This is a genomic window from Sphingopyxis sp. JAI108 (assembly GCF_013410105.1).
In the GTDB taxonomy this organism is placed as follows: Bacteria; Pseudomonadota; Alphaproteobacteria; order Sphingomonadales; family Sphingomonadaceae; genus Sphingopyxis; species Sphingopyxis chilensis.
The window spans coordinates 489,404-507,937 of the sequence record NZ_JACCCJ010000002.1 but is presented as its reverse complement, the minus strand read 5'-3'; the positions used below and the strand labels follow the sequence as shown (position 1 = coordinate 507,937).

General features: G+C 66.8%; 18 protein-coding genes and 1 tRNA gene. 9 read left to right on the top strand and 10 right to left on the bottom strand.

Annotated features, from left to right (window positions below):
* Positions 1–9: 9 nt before the first annotated feature.
* The gene (locus tag HDC29_RS13380; protein ID WP_179498304.1) at positions 10–768 is read left to right on the top strand and encodes a 16S rRNA (uracil(1498)-N(3))-methyltransferase; all 759 of its coding nucleotides are present in this window, start codon (positions 10–12) and stop codon (positions 766–768) included.
* 36 nt (positions 769–804) lie between these two features.
* On the opposite strand, the gene HDC29_RS13375 is transcribed toward HDC29_RS13380, so the two are convergent.
* The 7 genes from HDC29_RS13375 to HDC29_RS13345 all read right to left on the bottom strand — a co-directional run bounded on the left by HDC29_RS13375 (position 805) and on the right by HDC29_RS13345 (position 5,289).
* A complete protein-coding gene (locus HDC29_RS13375; protein WP_179498302.1) occupies positions 805–1,476 on the bottom strand; it encodes a glutathione S-transferase family protein in 672 nt (223 codons plus the stop codon).
* 123 nt (positions 1,477–1,599) lie between these two features.
* Entirely contained in the window at positions 1,600–2,259 is a 660-nt protein-coding gene (gene yihA / locus HDC29_RS13370) for a ribosome biogenesis GTP-binding protein YihA/YsxC (RefSeq protein ID WP_179498300.1), read from the bottom strand.
* Positions 2,256–4,001 (bottom strand): membrane protein insertase YidC, encoded by a 1,746-nt coding sequence (gene yidC, locus HDC29_RS13365; RefSeq protein ID WP_179498298.1) that lies wholly within the window; start codon positions 3,999–4,001, stop codon positions 2,256–2,258. The genes yihA and yidC overlap by 4 nt, the downstream gene beginning before the upstream one ends.
* A 56-nt stretch (positions 4,002–4,057) precedes the next feature.
* Positions 4,058–4,270, bottom strand: a complete 213-nt coding sequence (gene yidD / locus HDC29_RS13360) for a membrane protein insertion efficiency factor YidD (RefSeq protein ID WP_179498297.1) — start codon at positions 4,268–4,270, stop codon at positions 4,058–4,060.
* 142 nt (positions 4,271–4,412) lie between these two features.
* Entirely contained in the window at positions 4,413–4,700 is a 288-nt protein-coding gene (rnpA, locus tag HDC29_RS13355) for a ribonuclease P protein component (RefSeq protein ID WP_326914099.1), read from the bottom strand.
* 89 nt (positions 4,701–4,789) lie between these two features.
* On the bottom strand, positions 4,790–4,924 hold the full coding sequence (gene rpmH, locus HDC29_RS13350; protein WP_037554958.1) for a 50S ribosomal protein L34: 135 nt from the start codon (positions 4,922–4,924) through the stop codon (positions 4,790–4,792).
* A 101-nt stretch (positions 4,925–5,025) separates the two neighbouring features.
* On the bottom strand, positions 5,026–5,289 hold the full coding sequence (locus tag HDC29_RS13345) for a PGPGW domain-containing protein (RefSeq protein ID WP_257018273.1): 264 nt from the start codon (positions 5,287–5,289) through the stop codon (positions 5,026–5,028).
* 205 nt (positions 5,290–5,494) lie between these two features.
* Between HDC29_RS13345 and HDC29_RS13340 the strand changes: the two genes are divergently transcribed.
* Positions 5,495–6,133, top strand: a complete 639-nt coding sequence (locus HDC29_RS13340; protein ID WP_179498294.1) for a hypothetical protein — start codon at positions 5,495–5,497, stop codon at positions 6,131–6,133.
* A 74-nt stretch (positions 6,134–6,207) separates the two neighbouring features.
* Here HDC29_RS13340 and HDC29_RS13335 read toward each other — a convergent pair whose 3' ends face one another.
* The 3 genes from HDC29_RS13335 to HDC29_RS13325 form a co-directional block, all read right to left on the bottom strand.
* Complete coding sequence (locus tag HDC29_RS13335) at positions 6,208–6,618, bottom strand: DUF2497 domain-containing protein (protein ID WP_257018272.1); 411 nt, start codon at positions 6,616–6,618, stop codon at positions 6,208–6,210.
* Positions 6,619–6,721: 103 nt separating this feature from the next.
* Entirely contained in the window at positions 6,722–8,215 is a 1,494-nt protein-coding gene (locus tag HDC29_RS13330) for a TolC family outer membrane protein (RefSeq protein ID WP_179498292.1), read from the bottom strand.
* A 40-nt stretch (positions 8,216–8,255) separates the two neighbouring features.
* Entirely contained in the window at positions 8,256–8,918 is a 663-nt protein-coding gene (locus HDC29_RS13325; RefSeq protein ID WP_179498291.1) for a protein-L-isoaspartate O-methyltransferase, read from the bottom strand.
* 254 nt (positions 8,919–9,172) lie between these two features.
* Between HDC29_RS13325 and HDC29_RS13320 the strand changes: the two genes are divergently transcribed.
* The 7 genes from HDC29_RS13320 to HDC29_RS13290 all read left to right on the top strand — a co-directional run bounded on the left by HDC29_RS13320 (position 9,173) and on the right by HDC29_RS13290 (position 18,360).
* A tRNA-Cys gene (locus HDC29_RS13320) sits at positions 9,173–9,246 on the top strand.
* A 154-nt stretch (positions 9,247–9,400) separates the two neighbouring features.
* Positions 9,401–9,781 carry an OsmC family protein gene (locus tag HDC29_RS13315; RefSeq protein WP_179498290.1) on the top strand — a complete coding sequence of 127 codons (381 nt, stop codon included), beginning with the start codon at positions 9,401–9,403 and terminating at the stop codon, positions 9,779–9,781.
* A 50-nt stretch (positions 9,782–9,831) separates the two neighbouring features.
* Positions 9,832–10,452, top strand: coding sequence for a TetR/AcrR family transcriptional regulator (locus HDC29_RS13310; protein ID WP_179498288.1), 621 nt, complete (start codon positions 9,832–9,834; stop codon positions 10,450–10,452).
* Positions 10,453–10,909: 457 nt separating this feature from the next.
* Complete coding sequence (locus HDC29_RS13305; protein WP_179498286.1) at positions 10,910–12,181, top strand: efflux RND transporter periplasmic adaptor subunit; 1,272 nt, start codon at positions 10,910–10,912, stop codon at positions 12,179–12,181.
* A gap of 136 nt (positions 12,182–12,317) precedes the next feature.
* Positions 12,318–15,506: an efflux RND transporter permease subunit gene (locus HDC29_RS13300; protein WP_179498284.1), complete on the top strand. Its 3,189-nt coding sequence runs from the start codon at positions 12,318–12,320 to the stop codon at positions 15,504–15,506.
* A 14-nt stretch (positions 15,507–15,520) separates the two neighbouring features.
* Entirely contained in the window at positions 15,521–16,927 is a 1,407-nt protein-coding gene (locus HDC29_RS13295; protein WP_179498922.1) for an efflux transporter outer membrane subunit, read from the top strand.
* A 98-nt stretch (positions 16,928–17,025) separates the two neighbouring features.
* Complete coding sequence (locus HDC29_RS13290; protein ID WP_179498920.1) at positions 17,026–18,360, top strand: hypothetical protein; 1,335 nt, start codon at positions 17,026–17,028, stop codon at positions 18,358–18,360.
* Positions 18,361–18,534 lie beyond the last annotated feature (174 nt).

Sequence of the window (18,534 nt, the reverse complement as noted above, 5' to 3'; positions counted from 1 at the left end):
GCGCGCCCCATGCCCGCGACTCCCGCCTGGCCGCCCGCCAGCACGCCCCGCCTGTTCATCGACCTGCCGCTCGGCCCCGACGCCGCGCCCGTGATCGACGGGCCGGCGGCGCATTATCTGCTCGGCGTCATGCGGCTGAAGGCGGGCGATCCGGTCCTGCTATTCGACAGCCGGACGGGCGAATGGCTGGCCACCGTGGCCGACGCCGCGAAGCGTTCGGCCACGCTGCGTATCGAGCGGCAGACGCGCGCGATCGAACGCGTGCCCGACCTCTGGCTCTGCTTCGCTCCGGTGAAGAAGGCGCGGCTCGACTGGATCATCGAAAAGGCGACCGAGCTGGGGGTGGCGCGGCTGCAGCCGGTGATCACCGAACGCACGATCGTCGAGCGCGTCAAGAGCGAGCGGATCGAAGCGCAGATCATCGAGGCGTGCGAGCAATGCGGCCGCACCGCGCTCCCCGAACTGGCGCCGCCGGTCAAGCTGCCGCAGCTGCTGCGTGACTGGCCCGCGGAGCGCGCGCTGCTCTTCGCCGACGAAGCCGGGGGGCGCCCGCTCGCCGATGTCGCGGCGCCGGCCCCCGCCGCGATCCTCACCGGCCCCGAAGGCGGCTTCACCGGCCGCGAGCGCGACCTGCTGCTCGCCCACGCCGCGGTGCGCCGTATCGCGCTCGGCCCGCGCATCCTGCGCGCCGAAACCGCCGCGATCGCCGCCGTCAGCCTGTGGATGGCCCAGCACGGCGATTGGGCGAGGCCAATCGACGCAGGATGATGCCGCGGCTGCTGGGGGAGGAGCCCCAGACCGCTGCTATCCCTCGACCGGCCCCTCGAACTGTTCGATGACCCAGTCCTCGGCCTGCGCGCCGCCGATCCATTCCTGCATGCACGGATGGCTGATGACGGCCTGCGCATAGGCGGCGGCAAAGCGCGGCAGCGGGATCGAGTAAGTGACGAAGCGCGTGACGACCGGCGCGAACATGATGTCGGCCGCCGACCAGTCGCCAAAGAGGAAATCGCCTTCGCCGCCGAACCGCGCGCGCGCCTCGGCCCAGATCTGGAAGATACGCACGACATCGGCCTGGACTTCGGGGAGCAACTCGGCGGCCGGATAGATACGGCGGATGTTCATGCTGTGGTTGCGGCGCAGCGCGGCGAACGAGCTGTGCATTTCGGCCGCCATCGACCGCGCCATTGCGCGCGCGGCCATGTCCTCGGGCCAGAAATGCTTGGTGCCGCCGGTCTTTTCGTTGAGATAGTCGATGATCGCGAGGCTGTCCCACACGACGATATCGTCGCCGTCCCACAAGATCGGCACCTTGCCGCCCGACGGCGCGAACTCGTCGCCCTCGCGGCGGTTCGACCAGTCCTCGTCGTAAAGCGGGACGGTGACCTCCTCGAAGGGCAGCCCGCTATGCTTGACCGCCAGCCAGCCGCGCAGGCTCCAGCTCGAATAGGCCTTGTTGCCGATGAAGAGTTTCATGGAGTCTCCATATTCCCCTCCCGCTTGCGGGAGGGGCTAGGGGAGGGCCTGTTCCGGCCCGAAGGTCCCCATGACATGCCCTCCCCCGACCCCTCCCGCAAGCGGGAGGGGAGAAAGTGAGCCTCAAACCTCCACCGCCTCCAGCACCGCGGTGCGCAGCTCGGCAATCCCCATGCCCTTTTCGCTGCTCGTCGCGATCACCTGCGGATGCGCGGCGGGATGCTTGCGCGCCTCGGCCTCGGTCGCGGCCTGCACGGCTTCGAGTTCGGTCGCCTTGATCTTGTCGGCCTTGGTGAGCACGAGGCGATAGCTGACCGCCGCCGTGTCGAGCATCTCGAGCACGTCGCGGTCGACGTCCTTGATCCCGTGGCGGCTGTCGATCAGCACCAATGTGCGTTTCAGCACCGCGCGCCCGCGCAGATAATCGTTGATCAGGAAGCGCCATTTCTTGACGACATCCTTCGGCGCCTTGGCAAAGCCATAGCCCGGCATGTCGACCAGCCGGAACGCCAGCGGTTCGCCGACGTCGAAATAGTTGAGCTCCTGCGTCCGCCCCGGCGTCACCGACGTGCGCGCGAGCCCGCCCCGGTTCGTCAGCGCGTTGAGCAGCGACGACTTGCCGACGTTCGAGCGTCCCGCGAACGCGATCTCGGGCACGCTCGGCGCCGGCAGGTGCTGAAGCGCGGGCGCCGATTTCAGGAAGGCGATCGGCCCCGAAAACAGCTTGCGCGCGCGCTCGGCCCGTTCGGGGTCGTCGCCGGGATCAAGATCGACTTCGCTCACTTGGCCGGTGCCGCCTTCAGCTGCGGGAACTTGCGGTACATCCACTGCTGCTGCGCGATCGACAGGATATTGTTGGTGATCCAGTAGAGCAGCAGGCCCGCCGCGAACGGCGCCATGATGAACATGAACAGCCACGGCATGATCTTGAACACCTGCTGCTGCACGGGGTCGGTCGCCTGCGGGTTCAAACGGAACTGCAGGAACATCGTGATACCCAGGATTACCGCGAGGATGCCGATCGACAGGATCGACGGCGGGGTAAAGGGCAACAGGCCGAACAGGTTCAGGATATGCAGCGGATCGGGCGCCGACAGATCCTTGATCCACAGGATGAACGGCTGGTGCCGCATTTCGATCGTCAGCATCAGCACCTTGTACAAGGCATAGAAGATCGGAATCTGGATCACGATCGGCAGGCAGCCCGCCAGCGGATTGATCTTCTCGTCCTTATAGAGCTTCATCAGCTCCTGCTGCATCTTGGGCTTGTCGTCCTTATAGCGGTCCTGCAGCGCCTTCATCTTGGGCTGGACGAGGCGCATCTGCGCCATCGATCCGAACTGGCGCTGCGCGATCGGGAACATCAGCAGGCGGATGATCAGCGTCAGCGCCATGATCGCGACGCCGAAATTTCCGACCATGCGGAACAGCCAGTCGAGCAGCTTGAAGATCGGGACCTCGAAAAATTCGAACCAGCCCCAGTCGATCGCGTTCGACAGGCGCGTGATGCCCTGATCGTCCTGATAGCGCGACAGCGTGCTGACTTCCTTGGCGCCGGCGAAGACGCGGCTGGTGGTCGTCACCTGCCGACCCGGCGCGACTTCGACGAGGTCGCGGGCAAAGGCGGCGCGATAGGCTCCGCCCGGCAGCGAATTGAACGCGGCGGAGACTTTTTCGCCCTTCGCGGGGATCACCGCGGCGAGCCAATATTTGTCGGTAAAGCCAAGCCATCCGGCCGAGGTGTAGGACAGCGTGTCGCCGGTCGCCTCTTCCAGCTCGTCATAATTGGTGAAGTTCGACTTGCCGTCGAGATAGCCGGTCGGGCCGACGTGGATCGTCCAGCTGTCCTGCTCGTGCGGGTCGGTCGGCTTGCCGGTGCGGTCGATATAGGTGCCGCTGCGCACCGCGACGGGGGCGGCGCCGGTGTTGGCGATCGTCTGCTTCGCGGTGATCAGATAATCGTCGTCGATGCTGTATTCGATGCGGAAATTCTGGCCCGCGCCGTTGGTCCAGTTCAGCGTTACCGGCGTCGTCGGGGTCAATTTGGTGCCCGTCGCGGTCCAGACCGTGGTCGGACCCGGAACGACGATGCCCTGCGCCGACCAGCCGATGCTCGCGAAATAGGCCGCCTTGGTGCCGCCGGGCGCGAACAGGCGCACGGGGGGCGAATCCTTCTTGATCGTCTGGCGATATTTGCTGAGCGTGATGTCGTCGATGCGCGCGCCGACGAGGTTGATCGACCCCTTGATCGCGGGGGTGTCGATCGGGATGCGGTTGCCCTCGGCCAGCACGGCCTCGATCGGGCGGATCGCCTGCGCCGTGGTGGGCGCGGGCACGCCGGGGGCGGGCAGGGCCGCCGGCTGGCCCGGCGTCGCGGCCGGCGCGGCGCCGTTGGTGCCGGCGACGGTCGTCGTCACATCGGGCTTGTCGGGAGTCGGGAAGAATTTCTCGGAGACGAAATTCCAGCCCAGCAGGATGGCCACCGACAACAGGATTGCCGCGATCAGGTTACGCTTGTCGTCCACGCTCTTCGGTCTCTCTTCGTCTCAAAAAAATCGGGGATGATGCCGGCGCCGAAGGCCTATGGCACCGGGTCATAGCCGTGGCCCCCCCAAGGATGGCAGCGCAATAGCCGCTTTGTCGCCAGCCAGCCACCCTTGATCGCACCATGGCGGCGCAGCGCGATAATCGCATATTCGCTGCACGACGGCGCATAGCGGCAGGTGGGGGGAAGGATGCGCGACGGACCAAGCTGCCAACCGCGCGCGATCAGGATCAACAGGCGGGCGATCATGCAGGAAGCCCGGAAAACGGTGGAAGTTTATTCGCGATTGGCCCCACTTCGTCACCCCGGACTTGATCCGGGGTCCATGCGGCGCCGGTGGCAATGGACCCCGGATCAAGTCCGGGGTGACGATAAGAGGCAGTGGGCGTAATCACGACGCCTTCGCCGCGAGCTTCTTCGCCGCGCGCTTCAGCGCCGAATCGAGATGCTCGCCCAGCTCGGCAAATTCCATGTCGTTGGCGCCGGGGCGGCCGATCAGCACATGGTCGGCGCCGGCGATTCCGGCCTGCGGCAGCGCCGCGCGCGCGAGTTCGCGAAAGCGGCGTTTCATCCGGTTGCGCGTGACCGCGTTGCCGACTTTCTTGCTGACCGTATAGCCGATGCCCAGCGCATCCTCATCGTCGCCGCGCGGACGGACGAGCAGGACGAAGCCGGGCATGGGAAAGCGAAGGCCGCGATTCGCGGCCAGAAATTCGCTACGTTTTGAAAGCGTTCGCACCAGACGCGCTGGCGGCGAAGCGTGGGCGATCAGGCCGACAGCTTCGCGCGGCCACGGGCGCGGCGGGCGGCCAGGACCTTGCGGCCACCGACGGTGGCCTTGCGGGCGCGGAAGCCGTGACGGCGCTTGCGCACGAGGCGGCTCGGTTGATAAGTGCGCTTCATCGCGGTTTTCCCTAGATCTCGTCAAATGCTGCAACAGAAAAGGGCCGCCAAGCGTGGGCGGCCACTGTTGGAGGCGCGGATAAGCAAGAGTCGGTCGAAAGTCAATCGCCATCTGGCGTGTCCAGCGCCGCGCGCGCGCGGCGCCGCGCGGCGCTGACGCGGCGCATGATCCGGTCGGCCCAGGCACCATATCTGGGGTGCCGCCATTTGAAACGGACATAGACGCGCTTCGCCCACGCGCTGTTCTGCAGGCAGAGCATCAGCCCCAGCGGAAAGACGATCAGGAATCCGGGGCCAGGCAACGGCCCGATCGCGATGCCCGTGATCATCAGCAATATGCCGAGCGCGAACAGCGCGGTACGCATCTGCGCATTCGACCGCATTCGCTGATAAAGGCTCCGCTTCGCCATAGGGGGCGATGTGGGGGAGCGGGCGGCGTGTTACAAGGCTAAAGCAGCTTGGCGGGCGAGGGCGGCGATCGCGAGCGGTGGCTTTGGGGTGGGGAGCCGACGTTAGCAAATTGCCGTATATTAGGGTCTGTCAGTAAGGCCGAACACAGGATGACCTACCATGCATTATCGCTTTGGATCGAAGATCGCTCTTATCGTGTGTGCGGGGGCGTGTGTGATCACTTCGCCTGCAAGAGCTAATAGCGACGCAAAAAATTCCGACGAAGATGCGTTGGTTCGTGATTTCCTCCTAGGCGATATGACTGCGTGGAAGTTCAGTTCATTCTGCTTCAACACTACCCTGCGAGGCCTCGACGCCAAGACGATGGAATGGCAGCAAAAGCTGCCCGGTCCGGATCGTAGAAGCGACGAAGAGCGAAAATATCTGAAAGACTTAAAATCAGTTTCAGCGGAGATGGCGCCGCTCCCGACGCGAGTGGTGTCGGCGGAGGGGCTTGATGCCGGCAGGTTCAGCGTGCGGACCGCAAAGATTGAGGATTGTCAGGCTTCCGCAACGTTCAGACTCTACCGCGTCGTGAAGAAAAACGGGAAGGCATTTCTGTCAGGCGTTTTGGCTACGCCGTGTGCCGGGGTGCCGTTTGGAATAAGCTTTCGGAAGCGTGGCGCAAGATGGGAGAGGCTGCACACGGCATACTATTATTCCGCAATGGGACCTCCGGGCTGCGGTTATATATCCAAGGCGGTCCCAGGGGATCCGACGGATTCCTTGATCATTCTGGAGAAGAAACCCCCCGTCTGATCATCGACCAAATGGAATGGCCGCTTCTGGTCGTTAGCTGTCGATCCGGTCATCCTGCCCGAAAAGACGGACGCCTAGAATTTTTTGCCGGTGATCCGGCTGATTTCCTTCGCCACCATCGCCTCGACGAGCGGCGGCAGGTTGGTGTCGAGCCAGTCCTTGAGCATCGGGCGCAATGCTTCGAGCACGACATCTTCCATCGTGCGGCCGGCAGCCGCAGGTGCGGCGGCGACGGGGGGGGCGGCTGCGGCCGGCGTGATGGCGGCGGTCAAGGCTTCGAGCGACTGGCGCGCGGCATCGGCGCTCGCTTCGGAGACCAGTTCCTCCGCCTCGGGGGCTTCCTCGGCGGCCGCACCGGCAGCGCGATCTTCCTGATCCTGAAGGTCGAGGATATCGTCGGCTTCGGCGACGCGCACCTCGCGCGCCGCGCCCGGCGCCTCGTCGCGGGCGATCACGCGCCGAATCGACGACAAGATATCTTCCATCGACGGTTCCCGCGACATATCGCCCATCACCAAGCCCCCTCAGCCCACGAAAACAGGGCAGTTAACCATCTTCTTACCGGTTCGGGGCGGCTTTTGCCAAGCCTTATTGTGGCGCGAGCGACGGCGGGCCTTCGGGAACCCCCGCATTCGCCGCGGCAACGGCGCGCGTGTCGGTCGCGACCTGCTGCGGCGCGGGATCGTCGGCCCAGTCCCAAAGCTCGCCCTTCACGCGCTTGTAATTGACCTCGGGGTCATAGAGCGCGCCGCCCTCAAGCCCCAGGTCGCGCGCCTCGGCCTTGCCCATCGCGGCGAGCACCGAGAAGGCCGCGACATAGGAATTGCGCTGCGCCGAAACGAGCTGGACCTGCGTGTTCAGATATTCCTGTTCGGCGTTCAAAATGTCGAGGATCGACCGCGTGCCGACGCTGTTTTCGGCGCGCACGCCCTCGAGCGACAGCGCGTTTGCGCTCACCGCCTGCTGCGTCGCGGCGATGATGCGTTCGTTCGCCTGCCACGCGGCATAGGCGCCGCGCGTCTGGGCGATCACGCCGCGTTCGACCTCGACATATTGTTCGATCGCCTGGCTGCTGCGCGATTGCGCCTGACGCACCTGCGCCGAGCGGCGGCCGCCGGTGAAGATCGGCAGCGTGACCTGAACCCCCGCCGCCGCGCTCGACGTTTCCTGCGTGACGCTGACGCCGGGAACGCCGCTGTCGAGCGAGCCGAGATAATTGTTGTAGCCGCCATTGAGGATCGCCGACACCTTGGGCGCGCGCGACGATTTGGCGGTGCCGATGTCGGCTTTCGATGCGTTGACCAGTTCGTTCGCCGATTCGATGTCGGGGTTGCTGTTGAGCGCGATCGCGACCGCGTCCTCGGCGGTGGTCGGCAGGTTCGGGAGCTGCGGCGGCGCCTCCAGATCGACCGGTGCCTCGCCGACGAGGCGGATATAGCCCTCGCGGCTGGCGATCAGATTGGCCTCGGCGGTCCGCAGGTCGCCCTCGGCAAGCGCGAGCCGTGCTTCGGATTGCGCGACGTCGGTGCGGGTCAGGTCGCCGATCTCGAACCGGTCGCTCGTCGCCTGCAAATTGGTGCGCAGGACCGAGACATTCTTCTGGTTGAGCTGGACGATCGCCTGGTCGCGGATGACGTCCATATAGGCACCGACGACTTGCGAGAAGATGCTCGCCTCGGTCGCGCGAAGGTCGGCCTGCCCCGCCTCGACGCGAAATTTCGCGGCGCGCACCGCGTTGCGCACCGCCCCGCCCTGATAAAGCGGCACGGTCAGCTGGCCGCCGGCGCTCAGCGAGCGCGCGGGCGCGTTGAAGCTGTTGCCGGGAACGATGATATTTTCGTCGTAGCTCGCCTGCGTCCCGATATCGGGAAGGCCATAGCTCTTCTGGATCGGGACATTTTCGTCGTTCGCGCGCTGGCCCGCGCGCGCGGCGGTCAGCGTCGGGTTGTTTTCATACGCCTTGGCGAGCGCCCCCTGCAATGTTTCGGCCTGCGCCGTCATCGGCAGCATCAGCGCGCCCGCGGCAAGGCCGGCGAGCCAGCGGGCACGACGAAGGCACTGTTTCTTGTCGGTATCGGTCATCGTGGTGTCAGCCTGGAACAAGGAGGGGTGGGCCCGATCGTCAGAATCGGAAGCCCGCGGGCGCGGCGAAGCCGGGTAAGGGTGCGACGTCCATGTCGGCGAAGCTGCGCAGCGCGACGGTGCCGCCGACCTTGACGCCTTCGACCAGCCGCGCGACCGCACCTTCGCGGCGCGCGGCGACGAGGCGGCCGCCCTCGGCGAGCTGCGCGACGAGCGCGGCGGGAAGCGTTTCGATCGCGCCTTCGACGATGATGCGGTCGAACGGCGCGGCGTCGGGCGCGCCGGCCGCGAGCGGGCCCTGGACCCAATGGATATGGGCGTCGGCGACCGCAGCCTGCGCCGCCGCCATCAGCTGCGCGTCTTCCTCGACCGCATGAACCTCGGCGCCGAGCCGGGCGAGCAGCGCCGCGGTATAGCCGGTCGCGCTGCCGATGAGCAGGATGCGCATGCCGGGGCGCACGGCCGCGGCGACCAGCATGCGGCCGGCAACGAGCGGGGCGTTGAGCGCGCGGCCATTCGCCAGCGCGATCGCACGGTCCATATAGGCGACGCCGGCGAGCGCGGCGGGCACATGCGCCTCGCGGGGCACCGCGCCCATCGCGCCGATCACCGCGGGATCAATGACGTCGTTCGTCCTGAGCTGGCTGTCGACCATGGCGGAGCGCATCTCCGCCGCCGTGATTTCGCTAAACTTCGTCGCCATCAGTCTTTTCCGATTCCCTGGAATTTGAGCCTGTGCGGGGCCGCTTTAGCCGAAGCCATGCTGTATTGCAATGATAATACAGCCAAGCCGCCGCATGCTGCCGCGCATAGCTGGCAACAGGGGTGCCGCCAACCCCGCATCGCCCGCGCGGCGCGGCGCTTCCGGCGAATCCTTGACAAGCCAGCGAAAGCCCCTCACTAGCGGCGCCGTCCAACACCCGGCCCATCCCCCGAGGATGCGGCAGTTCGGCATGAGGCCCGATGGCGGAGTGGTGACGCAGCGGACTGCAAATCCGTATACGCCGGTTCGATTCCGGCTCGGGCCTCCAAAGTTCCCCAGATTTCATGCATGCCCCCCCGTCGGGGGTTTAGCGCGCTTTCTTGACGGTAACCTGACGGCGTTCGCCGCGCCGGGCCTTTGGCCTTGCCGTTTCAGCGCCGCGCGGAATAGAAAAGCGGCTCCACGAACAATGAGGACCCCGCATGGCCCACGGAACCGCGCGCATCGGCAGGGATCGCTATCGCACCGAGATCAACGTCAGCGGCCACGCGCTGGTCGGCGACGAAGGGCCGGGGCTGGGCGGCAAGAATCTGGGGCCCGCACCTTATGATTTCCTGCTGGCGGGACTTGGCGCCTGCACCGCGATCACGCTGCGCATGTACGCCGACCGCAAGGAGTGGCCGCTCGACTCGGTCGAGGTGGGGTTGCGGCTGGTCAACAAGGACGGGCTGCGCATCGACCGGGTGCTGACGATCGCCGGGCTCGACGAGGAGCAGAAGGCACGGCTCGCCGACATCGCCGAGCGCACACCGGTCACGCTGACGCTGAAAGGCGGCCTGCCGATCGACACGCGGATCGCCTGACCGGACCGCCACTGGACATTTTGCCCCACCCCACTTATATACCAGCCGTTATGGAAATCGAAGCCGCCACCGCTGCCACGCCGCACAAGGGCCGTCCGCGTGAATTCTGCGTCGACGCCGCGCTGGCGGCAGCGCTGCGCGTCTTCTGGTCGAAGGGCTATGAAGGCGCGTCGATGGCCGATCTGACCGAGGCGATGGGGATCACCAAGCCCAGTCTTTACGCGGCCTTCGGCAACAAGGAAGCGCTCTTCAACAAGGCGCTCGACCTGTATGAGCGCGAGAAGCTCGATTATATGCAGACGGCGCTGGCAGCGCCGACCGCGCGCGGCGTCGCCGAACGGCTGATGTACGGCGCGCTCGATATGTATTGCTGCCCTGAAAATCCCAACGGCTGCCTCGGAGTGATCACGTCGGTCGCTTGCGGGGCGGAGGCCGAGTGCATCCGCCAGGCCGTGCTGGAACGCGGCGCGGCGGCGAAACGCGCGATGCTTGACCGTTTCGCGCGCGCCAAGGAGGAAGGCGACTTTCCGCCCGACACCGACGCCGAGGGGCTCGCCGCCTTCCTGACCGCGGTGAACCAGGGCATGTCGGTGCAGGCCGGCGCAGGCGCGACGCGCGCCGAGCTTGAGCGGCTGGTGGAAACCAGCCTGAAGCTGTGGCCGGGGCGTTGATCTGAGCATTTACCCGCCGAAAAACCGGCGACCACTTTTTCGGTAAACGCTCTGAAAGAAAAATTTCTACTGCCCGGTACAGAATGCGCTTGACGCAGCGCAACATGACTTATATACCACTCAGTATACAAAGAGGCTCTCCCCCGAGACCGGCCGCCACATGACAAAGAGCGTGCGGCGGCCGGAACTGTCACCATCGAATCATTTCCCGGGAGAGGGTCTTGCTCCGGTCGGGCGCCCGGTGGCGTTCGCCCGCAAGATATAAACAGGGACCCCGCGCGCGCATGGGATGCGTGTGACGGGACGGAGCGGTCGTCTCTTCGCAGAGGCACTCCGGCAACACGGACCAATTGCGACACCAGCCGGAGGCATGCGCTTCCGGCACCGGCCGCCTGCGCCCCCCTCCCCTCCCCCGGGGCGCGGGCGGCCGAAACGAACGAAAAGAAGAGGGCATTCCATGACCGTCCACACCCCGATCGAAAAGCTCGACCCCGCAGACGCGAAGGTCCGCCGCGAACTCAGGACCCTGCTCCATCCCGGACGCGGCCGCCGCGCCGCGTGGATCGGCGCGTTCCTCGTGCTGATCGTCGGCGCCTGGTGGCTGCTGCGCGACGGCCCGCCGCAGGCCACCGCCGCGCCCGCGCCCGTGCTGACCGTCGCCGCGCCGATCGCGCGCGACGTCACGCTATGGGACGAATATATCGGCCGCTTTGAAGCGTCGAAGGCGGTCGAAGTGCGCCCGCGCGTTTCGGGCGCGATCACCGCGATCCACTTCACCGACGGGCAGATCGTCCGCAAAGGCCAGCCGCTCTTCACCATCGATCCGCGCCCCTATCGCGCCGCGCTCGCCGAAGCGCGCGCGTCAGCGGCGAGCGCGCGCAGCGACCTTGCGCTCGCCAGGCTCGAACTCGACCGCGCAAGCCGCCTCGTCGATATCGAGGCGGTGTCCCAGAGCGAGATCGACCGGCTGCGCGCGCGCGTCAATGCGGCCAACGCCGCACTCGCCGGTGCCGATGCCCGTATCGCGGCGCGCGCGCTCGACGTCGAATTCACCACGGTTCGCGCGCCGCTGAGCGGCCGGATTTCGGACCGTCAGATCGACGCGGGCAACCTTGTATCGGCGGGCGATGCCGGCGGCACCCTGCTCACCACGATCAATGCGCTCGACCCCATTTATTTCACCTTCCAGGGGTCCGAAGCGCTGTTCCTCAAGACCAAGCGCGAGGGTGGCGACAAGGGCGCCGACGTCGAAGTCCGGCTGCAGGACGAAAGCGATTATCGCTGGAAGGGCCAGCTCGACTTCACCGACAACGGGCTCGACCCGCGGTCGGGCACGATCCGCGCGCGCGGCCGCTTCGATAACCCCGAAATGTTCCTGACCCCCGGCATGTTCGGCAACATGCGCCTGTCGACCGGCCGGACGGCGCACGCCTTGCTCGTCCCCGCCGCCGCGGTGCAGACCGACCAGGCGCGCAAGATCGTCTATGTCGTCGGCCAGGACGGCATGGTTGCCGCGAAGCCGGTCGAGATCGGTCCCGATGTCGATGGCCTGCGCGTCATCCGGTCGGGCCTGACGCCGACCGATCGCGTCGTCATCAACGGCTACCAGTTCGCGCGTCCCGGCACCAAGGCGGTGACCAAGGCGGGCAAGATCGCCGCCGATGCGCCGGACAAGGCGCCGGCAGGTCCGAACGAACCGGTGTCGGCGCAGGCGACCTTCGCGAAATAGCTTATTCGTCATCCCGACGAAGGCCGGGATCTCCACGGTGCGTTCATCCTCAACGTCGAGATCCCGGCCTTCGCCGGGATGACGTGAGGGATTGAGGTTCCGACTCCGTTTCGATTTTCCAGACAGGGGCTCTCCCATGCGCCTATCACGCTTCTTCATCGACCGGCCGATCTTCGCCGCCGTGCTCGCCGTCATCATCACCATCGTCGGCGCGGTCGCCTATATCGGGCTACCCGTGTCGCAATATCCCGACATCGTCCCGCCGACGGTGACCGTGTCGGCCAGCTATCCGGGCGCGTCGGCCGAAACCGTTGCCGATACGGTGGCGGCGCCGATCGAGCAGGAAATCAACGGCGTCGACAATATGCTCTATATGAGCAGCCAGTCGACCGGTGACGGCAATGTCACGATCACCGTCACCTTCAAGATCGGCACCGACCTCGACGCCGCGCAGGTGCTGGTGCAGAACCGTGTCGCGATCGCGACCCCTCGCCTCCCCGAAACGGTGCAGCGCCTGGGCGTCGTGACGCGCAAGACGTCGCCCGACTTCCTGATGGTGGTGAACCTCGTTTCGCCCGACAAGTCGCTCGATCGCGCCTATATCTCCAACTATGCGCTGACCCAGCTGCGCGACCGGCTCTCGCGTATCGACGGCGTCGGCGACGTGCGCCTGTTCGGCAGCCGCGACTATGCGATGCGCGTGTGGATCGACCCCGGCCGCGCCGCCGCGCTGGACCTGACGGCGGGCGAGATCGTCGCCGCGCTGCGCCGCGAGAATGTCCAGGTCGCCGCGGGGACGCTCGGCCAGCCCCCGTACGCCAACGGCAGCGATTTCCAGCTCAACGTCGAAACGCAGGGCCGCCTCTCCGATCCCAAGGATTTCGCCAACATCGTCATCCGCAGCGATGCCGACGGGCGGCAGGTCCGCGTGTCGGACGTCGCGCGCGTCGAACTGGGCGCGTCGGACTATAACAGCAACACCTATCTGTCGGGCGACCCGACGGTCATCATGGCGGTGTTCCAGCGCCCCGGTTCGAACGCGCTCGCCGCCGCCGAAGCGGTCGAGGCCGAAATGGCGGCCTCGTCGAAGAATTTCCCCAAGGGCCTCGAATATCGCGTCATCTACAACCCCACCGAATTCATCGCCCAGTCGATCGACGCGGTGATGGACACGTTGCTCGAAGCGGTCGTGCTCGTCGTGATCGTGATCCTCGTTTTCTTGCAGAAATGGCGCGCGGCGATCATCCCCGTGCTCGCGATCCCCGTGTCGCTGATCGGCACCTTCGCGGTGCTCGCGGCGGTCGGCTACAGCCTCAACAATCTGTCGCTGTTCGGGCTGGTGCTCGCGATCGGCATCGTCGTCGACGACGCGATCGTCGTCGTCGAGAATGTCGAACGCAATCTTGAAAAGGGCATGAGCGCCCTCGAAGCCGCGCGCACATCGATGGACGAGGTGTCGGCGGCGCTCGTCGCCATCGTGCTCGTGCTCTGCGCGGTGTTCGTGCCGACCCTGTTCCTGACCGGGCTGTCGGGCGCCTTTTACCAGCAGTTCGCGGTGACGATCTCGACCGCGACGATCATCTCGCTGATCCTCTCGCTCACCCTGTCGCCCGCGCTCGCGGCGATCCTGCTGCGCGGCCATTCGGCGCCCGCGAACGAAGGCAAGGGCATGCAGATGCTCCGCCGCGCGGGCGACGCGTTCAACCGCGCGTTCGAGCGGATGAGTGATGGTTATGCGCGGCTGACCGGCCGGCTCGTGCGCGCGCCGAAGAAGATGATGGTCAGCTATGCGGGGCTGATCGCCGCCACCGCGGGGCTGTTCTGGGCGACGCCGACGGGCTTCATACCAGCGCAGGACCAGGGGTATTTCCTTGTCGTCGCCAAGCTGCCCTCGGGCGCTTCGGTCGAGCGCACCGACGCGGTGCTGCAAAAGGTCGCGCGGCGCGTGCTGCCCGTCGACGGCGTGCTCGGATCGGTGATGCTCGCGGGCTTCGACGGCCCGTCGCAGACGCTCGCGCCCAATTCGGCCGCCGCTTACTTCCCGCTAAAATCCTTCGAGGAGCGCAAGAAGCTGGGCGTCAAGCTCGACGACATCATCAACGAGGCGCGCAAGCGCACCGCCGACATCACCGAGGCGCAGATCGTGATCATCCCGCCGCCGCTGATCCAGGGCATCGGGTCGGCGGGCGGCTACCGGATGGTCGTTCAGGATCGCGGCGGCCACGGCTATGCGGCGCTGGCGACCGAGTCGAACAATCTGATCGGCAAGGCGAACCAGACCTCCGGCCTCGCCAATGTCTTCACCTTCTTCGATCCCACGAACCCGCGCGTTTTCGCGGACATCGACCGGGCGAAGGCGAATGCGCTCGGCGTGCCGCCCGAACGCGTGTTCGAAGCGTTGCAGGTCTATCTTGGCTCGGCGTTCGTCAACGACTTCAACCTGCTCGGTCGCACCTATCGCGTCACCGCGCAGGCCGACGCGCCCTTCCGCCAGAGCGTCGCCGACATCGCGAACCTGCGGACCCGGTCCGATTCGGGCGCGATGGTGCCGATCGGCTCGGTCGCGAATTTCGAGGACCGCACGGGGCCGTATCGCGTGACGCGATACAATCTTTTCCCCGCGGTCGAGATCGACGGCGACACGGCGCCGGGCGCATCTTCGGGCGCGGCGCTGACGACGATGGAAAAGCTGGCGAGCGAATCGCTGCCCGCGGGCTACGGCACCGAATGGACGGGCATCGCCTTCCAGCAAAAGGCGGCAGCGAACACCGCGGGAATCGTCTTCGCGCTCGCGGTGCTGTTCGTCTTCCTCGTCCTCGCGGCGCAGTATGAGAGCCTCGTGCTGCCACTGGCGATCATCCTGATCGTGCCGATGTGTCTGCTCGCGGCGATGATCGGCGTGAACCTGCGCGGTATGGACAATAATGTCCTGACGCAGATCGGGCTGGTCGTGCTCATCGCGCTCGCGGCGAAGAATGCGATCCTGATCGTCGAATTCGCCAAGCAGGCCGAGGAACAGGATGGGCTGTCGCCGATCGACGCCGCGGTGCGCGCCGCGCGCGACCGCCTGCGCCCGATCCTGATGACGAGCTTTGCCTTCATCCTCGGCGCGGTGCCTTTGCTCATCGCGACCGGCGCGGGAGCGGAGCTGCGCCAGGCGCTCGGTACCGCGGTGTTCTTCGGGATGCTCGGGGTGACGGCGTTCGGCCTCATCTTCACGCCGACCTTCTACGTCGTCTGCCGCGCGCTCGGCGACTGGTTCGCCGCGCGCCGCAAGCGCGGCGCGGGCGACCATGGCGCGGCGCTGCCCGTGCCGGCGGAATAGGGAGAAAGACCATGATGCTCCGCAATATCCTCACCGCCGCATCGGCGCTCGCGCTTGCCGCCTGCGCCGTCGGCCCCGACTACAAGGCGCCGCAATCGGCTTCGGCGCCTGCCGCTGCCGGCCCGTTCGTTTCGGCGAACGGTCCCGCGGTGTCGCTCGCCCCGGTCGCAGCCGACTGGTGGCGCCTCTATGACGATCCCGTCCTCGACGGCCTCGTCGCCGACGCGCTTGCCAACAACACCGACGTGCGCGTCGCGGTGGCGAATATCGCCAGGGCGCGCGCCGCGCTGCGCGGTGCGCGGTCGGATCGTTTGCCGCAAGGCGAGATCGGCGCCGGTGCCAATTACGGCCGCAATCCCGAAGGCCAGCGCCTCCCCGGCGCCGATCGCGAGGATTGGACCGTCGATGTCGGCGCCAACATTTCGTACGAGGTCGACCTGTTCGGCCGCGTCAGCCGCTCGATCGAGGCCGCGCGCGGCGATACCGAAGCCGCCGAAGCCAATGCCGACGCGGTGCGCGTGATCGTCGCCGCCGACACGACGCAAGCCTATGCAGACGCCGCATCGGGCGCGGCGCGGCTCGACGTCGCGCGACGCATCGTCGGACTGCTCGACCAGCAGGTGAAGCTGACCGAGCGCCGCAAGGAGGTCGGCATGGCGACCGGGCTCGACCTCGCGCGCATCACGACGCTGCGCGACCAGCGGGCAGCCGACATCCCCTCCATCGAAGCTGAACGGCAGGCGGCGCTTTTCCGCCTCGCGACTCTGACCGGTCGTGCTCCTGCCGCGCTGCCGGCCATCGCGGCCGACCGCAATATCAGCCTCGAAATCACCGATCCCATCCCGGTCGGTGATGGGGCGGCGCTATTGAAGCGCCGTCCCGACATTCGCGCCGCCGAGCGCCGCCTTGCCGCCGATACCGCGCGCATCGGCGTCGCGACCGCGGACCTCTATCCGCGAATCACCCTGGGCGGTTCGGCCGGTTCAACCGGCACGGGCTTTGGCGACGTGTTCGGCGGCGGGCCGCTGCGCTGGCTGCTCGGCCCCTTGCTCAACTGGGCGTTCCCGAACCAGGAGCCCGCGCGGGCGCGGATCGCGGCGGCCGAAGCCGATACGCAGGCGTCGCTCGCCGAGTTCGACGGCACGGTGCTGCGCGCGCTCGAGGAAACCGAGACGGCGCTCTCCTCCTATGCCCGTTCGCTCGAACAGCGGCAGGCGCTGCGCGCGGCGCGCGACCAGGCCGAGCGCGCGGCGCGAATCGTGCGCGCGAAGCGGCAGGAAGGCGCGTCGGATTCGCTGGAATGGCTCGACGCCGAGCGCACCTTTGCCGAGACCGAAGCGGTGCTCGCGGCGCAGGACGGGCAGATCTCGCGGCGCCAGGTCGCGCTGTTCCGCGCGCTTGCGGGGGGCTGGTCGAGTTAAGGCCGCGCGGCCCGCGGGTCGCGCCCCACCATCGTTTACGCCGCTTTTACCAGTCCTGGTGCATAGCATTTACCAATGCTTATGGCTGGGGATGAATGATGGACAGCATGCGCGGACTGCTTTCGGGCAGCCACGACCAGGAGGATGGGGCGATCGATGCGCCCGCGTCGGTCGGCGTCGATGAACGGCGGATGCAGGTCCGGGCCTATAATTACTGGGCGTCGCTGCTCGCCGATCGCGCTTATCCGTCGGTCGAGGACCTCGATCTCGAAAGCGCCGATTTCGGACCCAATTCGGTTCTGCTCGATTTCACCGCGGGCGTCGAAAATCCGGGCCTGGCCTATATCGGCGAGACGCTGCGCACCGAGTCGCAGATCGATGAGGATGTCCATTATATCAGCCAGATTCCAGGGCGTTCGCTGCTCTCGCGGCTGACCGACCATTATCTGCAGATCATCGCCAACCGCGCCCCGATCGGCTTCGAGGCCGAGTTCGAAAGCGAGCGCGGCGCGACGATCATGTACCGCGGCATCCTGCTGCCCTTCTCGTCCGACGACGACACGATCGATTTCATCATGGGCGTGATCAACTGGAAGGAAGCCGCGCCCGCCGATCAGGCCGAGGAACTGCAATTGTCGGTCGAACAGGCGCTGCGTAGCGCCGCGCCGCTGACCGCGCCGGTGCCGGTGTGGGCCGACGGCCCCGACTCGGGCCATCTGGGCGACGAGGTCGCGGCCGACGCCGCCCCCGGCTTTGCCGCGCTGCAGGGCGACGGCGACCTGTTCGCCGATAGTCCCGCCGACAGCGATGTGCCGGCCGATCCCGGCACGGATGCCGAACTCGCCGACTGGCTGGCGCTGGCGCGCGAAACCGCCGAGCGCGCGGTCGCCGCCGACAGCCGGAGTCGCGGCGCGCTCTATCAGGCGGTCGGCAAGGCGTGGGATTTCGCGCTGGCGGCCGAGGAGCAGCCCGACGCCTTCGCCGCGTTGCTCGACGACGCCGGGCTGGCGGTGCAGGACCGCGCACCGATGACGCCGATCGTGAAGCTGGTTTTCGGTGCGGCCTATGACAAGACGCGGCTCGCCGAATATGCCTGCGTGCTCGGTCACGCCAAGGACGAGGCGGTCGGCCGCGGCGAACTTGCCGCCTATCTCGATCGCTATCCGGGCGGGCTCAAGGGTCTCGTCAAGGACGCGCGCGCACGCCGCAAGCCGGCCGACAGCCGTGAGCGGCCGGATGAGAAGCTCGAAGCGCTTCGCCGCGCGCAGCCCGCGCTGATCCTCGAACATGATGCGGGCGACGCCGAATTCGTCGTGCTGATCGCGCGCGCGATGCCCGGCGGCCATATCGGCATCGTCGCCAAGGCGGCCGACGATCCGGCGCTCGTCGCCAAGCTGGCGAAAAGGGCGATCGCCATCACCCCCGGCACCTGACCGCGGAACGGCTGAGAGCGTTCACGCAACAGACAACCCCAAAATTGAAATATTTTTACGCGGGACCCCGAACGAGGCCTTGAGCCACGGCGCGCTGAGGCGCATAGGAGGCGGCAGCGAACGGACCCCCGCCGATCGTCGGCTGGGATCCCCCTCTTTTGGTTCGGGATGCTG

Coding starts and splice junctions, on each gene's coding strand:
- HDC29_RS13380 (WP_179498304.1), top strand. CDS start 10: ATGCCCGCGACTCCCGCCTGGCCGCCCGCCAGCACGCCCCGCCTGTTC.
- HDC29_RS13375 (WP_179498302.1), bottom strand. CDS start 1,476: ATGAAACTCTTCATCGGCAACAAGGCCTATTCGAGCTGGAGCCTGCGC.
- yidD (WP_179498297.1), bottom strand. CDS start 4,270: ATGATCGCCCGCCTGTTGATCCTGATCGCGCGCGGTTGGCAGCTTGGT.
- rnpA (WP_326914099.1), bottom strand. CDS start 4,700: ATGCCCGGCTTCGTCCTGCTCGTCCGTCCGCGCGGCGACGATGAGGAT.
- rpmH (WP_037554958.1), bottom strand. CDS start 4,924: ATGAAGCGCACTTATCAACCGAGCCGCCTCGTGCGCAAGCGCCGTCAC.
- HDC29_RS13345 (WP_257018273.1), bottom strand. CDS start 5,289: ATGCGTACCGCGCTGTTCGCGCTCGGCATATTGCTGATGATCACGGGC.
- HDC29_RS13340 (WP_179498294.1), top strand. CDS start 5,495: ATGCATTATCGCTTTGGATCGAAGATCGCTCTTATCGTGTGTGCGGGG.
- HDC29_RS13335 (WP_257018272.1), bottom strand. CDS start 6,618: ATGGAAGATATCTTGTCGTCGATTCGGCGCGTGATCGCCCGCGACGAG.
- HDC29_RS13330 (WP_179498292.1), bottom strand. CDS start 8,215: ATGACCGATACCGACAAGAAACAGTGCCTTCGTCGTGCCCGCTGGCTC.
- HDC29_RS13325 (WP_179498291.1), bottom strand. CDS start 8,918: ATGGCGACGAAGTTTAGCGAAATCACGGCGGCGGAGATGCGCTCCGCC.
- HDC29_RS13315 (WP_179498290.1), top strand. CDS start 9,401: ATGGCCCACGGAACCGCGCGCATCGGCAGGGATCGCTATCGCACCGAG.
- HDC29_RS13310 (WP_179498288.1), top strand. CDS start 9,832: ATGGAAATCGAAGCCGCCACCGCTGCCACGCCGCACAAGGGCCGTCCG.
- HDC29_RS13305 (WP_179498286.1), top strand. CDS start 10,910: ATGACCGTCCACACCCCGATCGAAAAGCTCGACCCCGCAGACGCGAAG.
- HDC29_RS13300 (WP_179498284.1), top strand. CDS start 12,318: ATGCGCCTATCACGCTTCTTCATCGACCGGCCGATCTTCGCCGCCGTG.
- HDC29_RS13295 (WP_179498922.1), top strand. CDS start 15,521: ATGCTCCGCAATATCCTCACCGCCGCATCGGCGCTCGCGCTTGCCGCC.
- HDC29_RS13290 (WP_179498920.1), top strand. CDS start 17,026: ATGGACAGCATGCGCGGACTGCTTTCGGGCAGCCACGACCAGGAGGAT.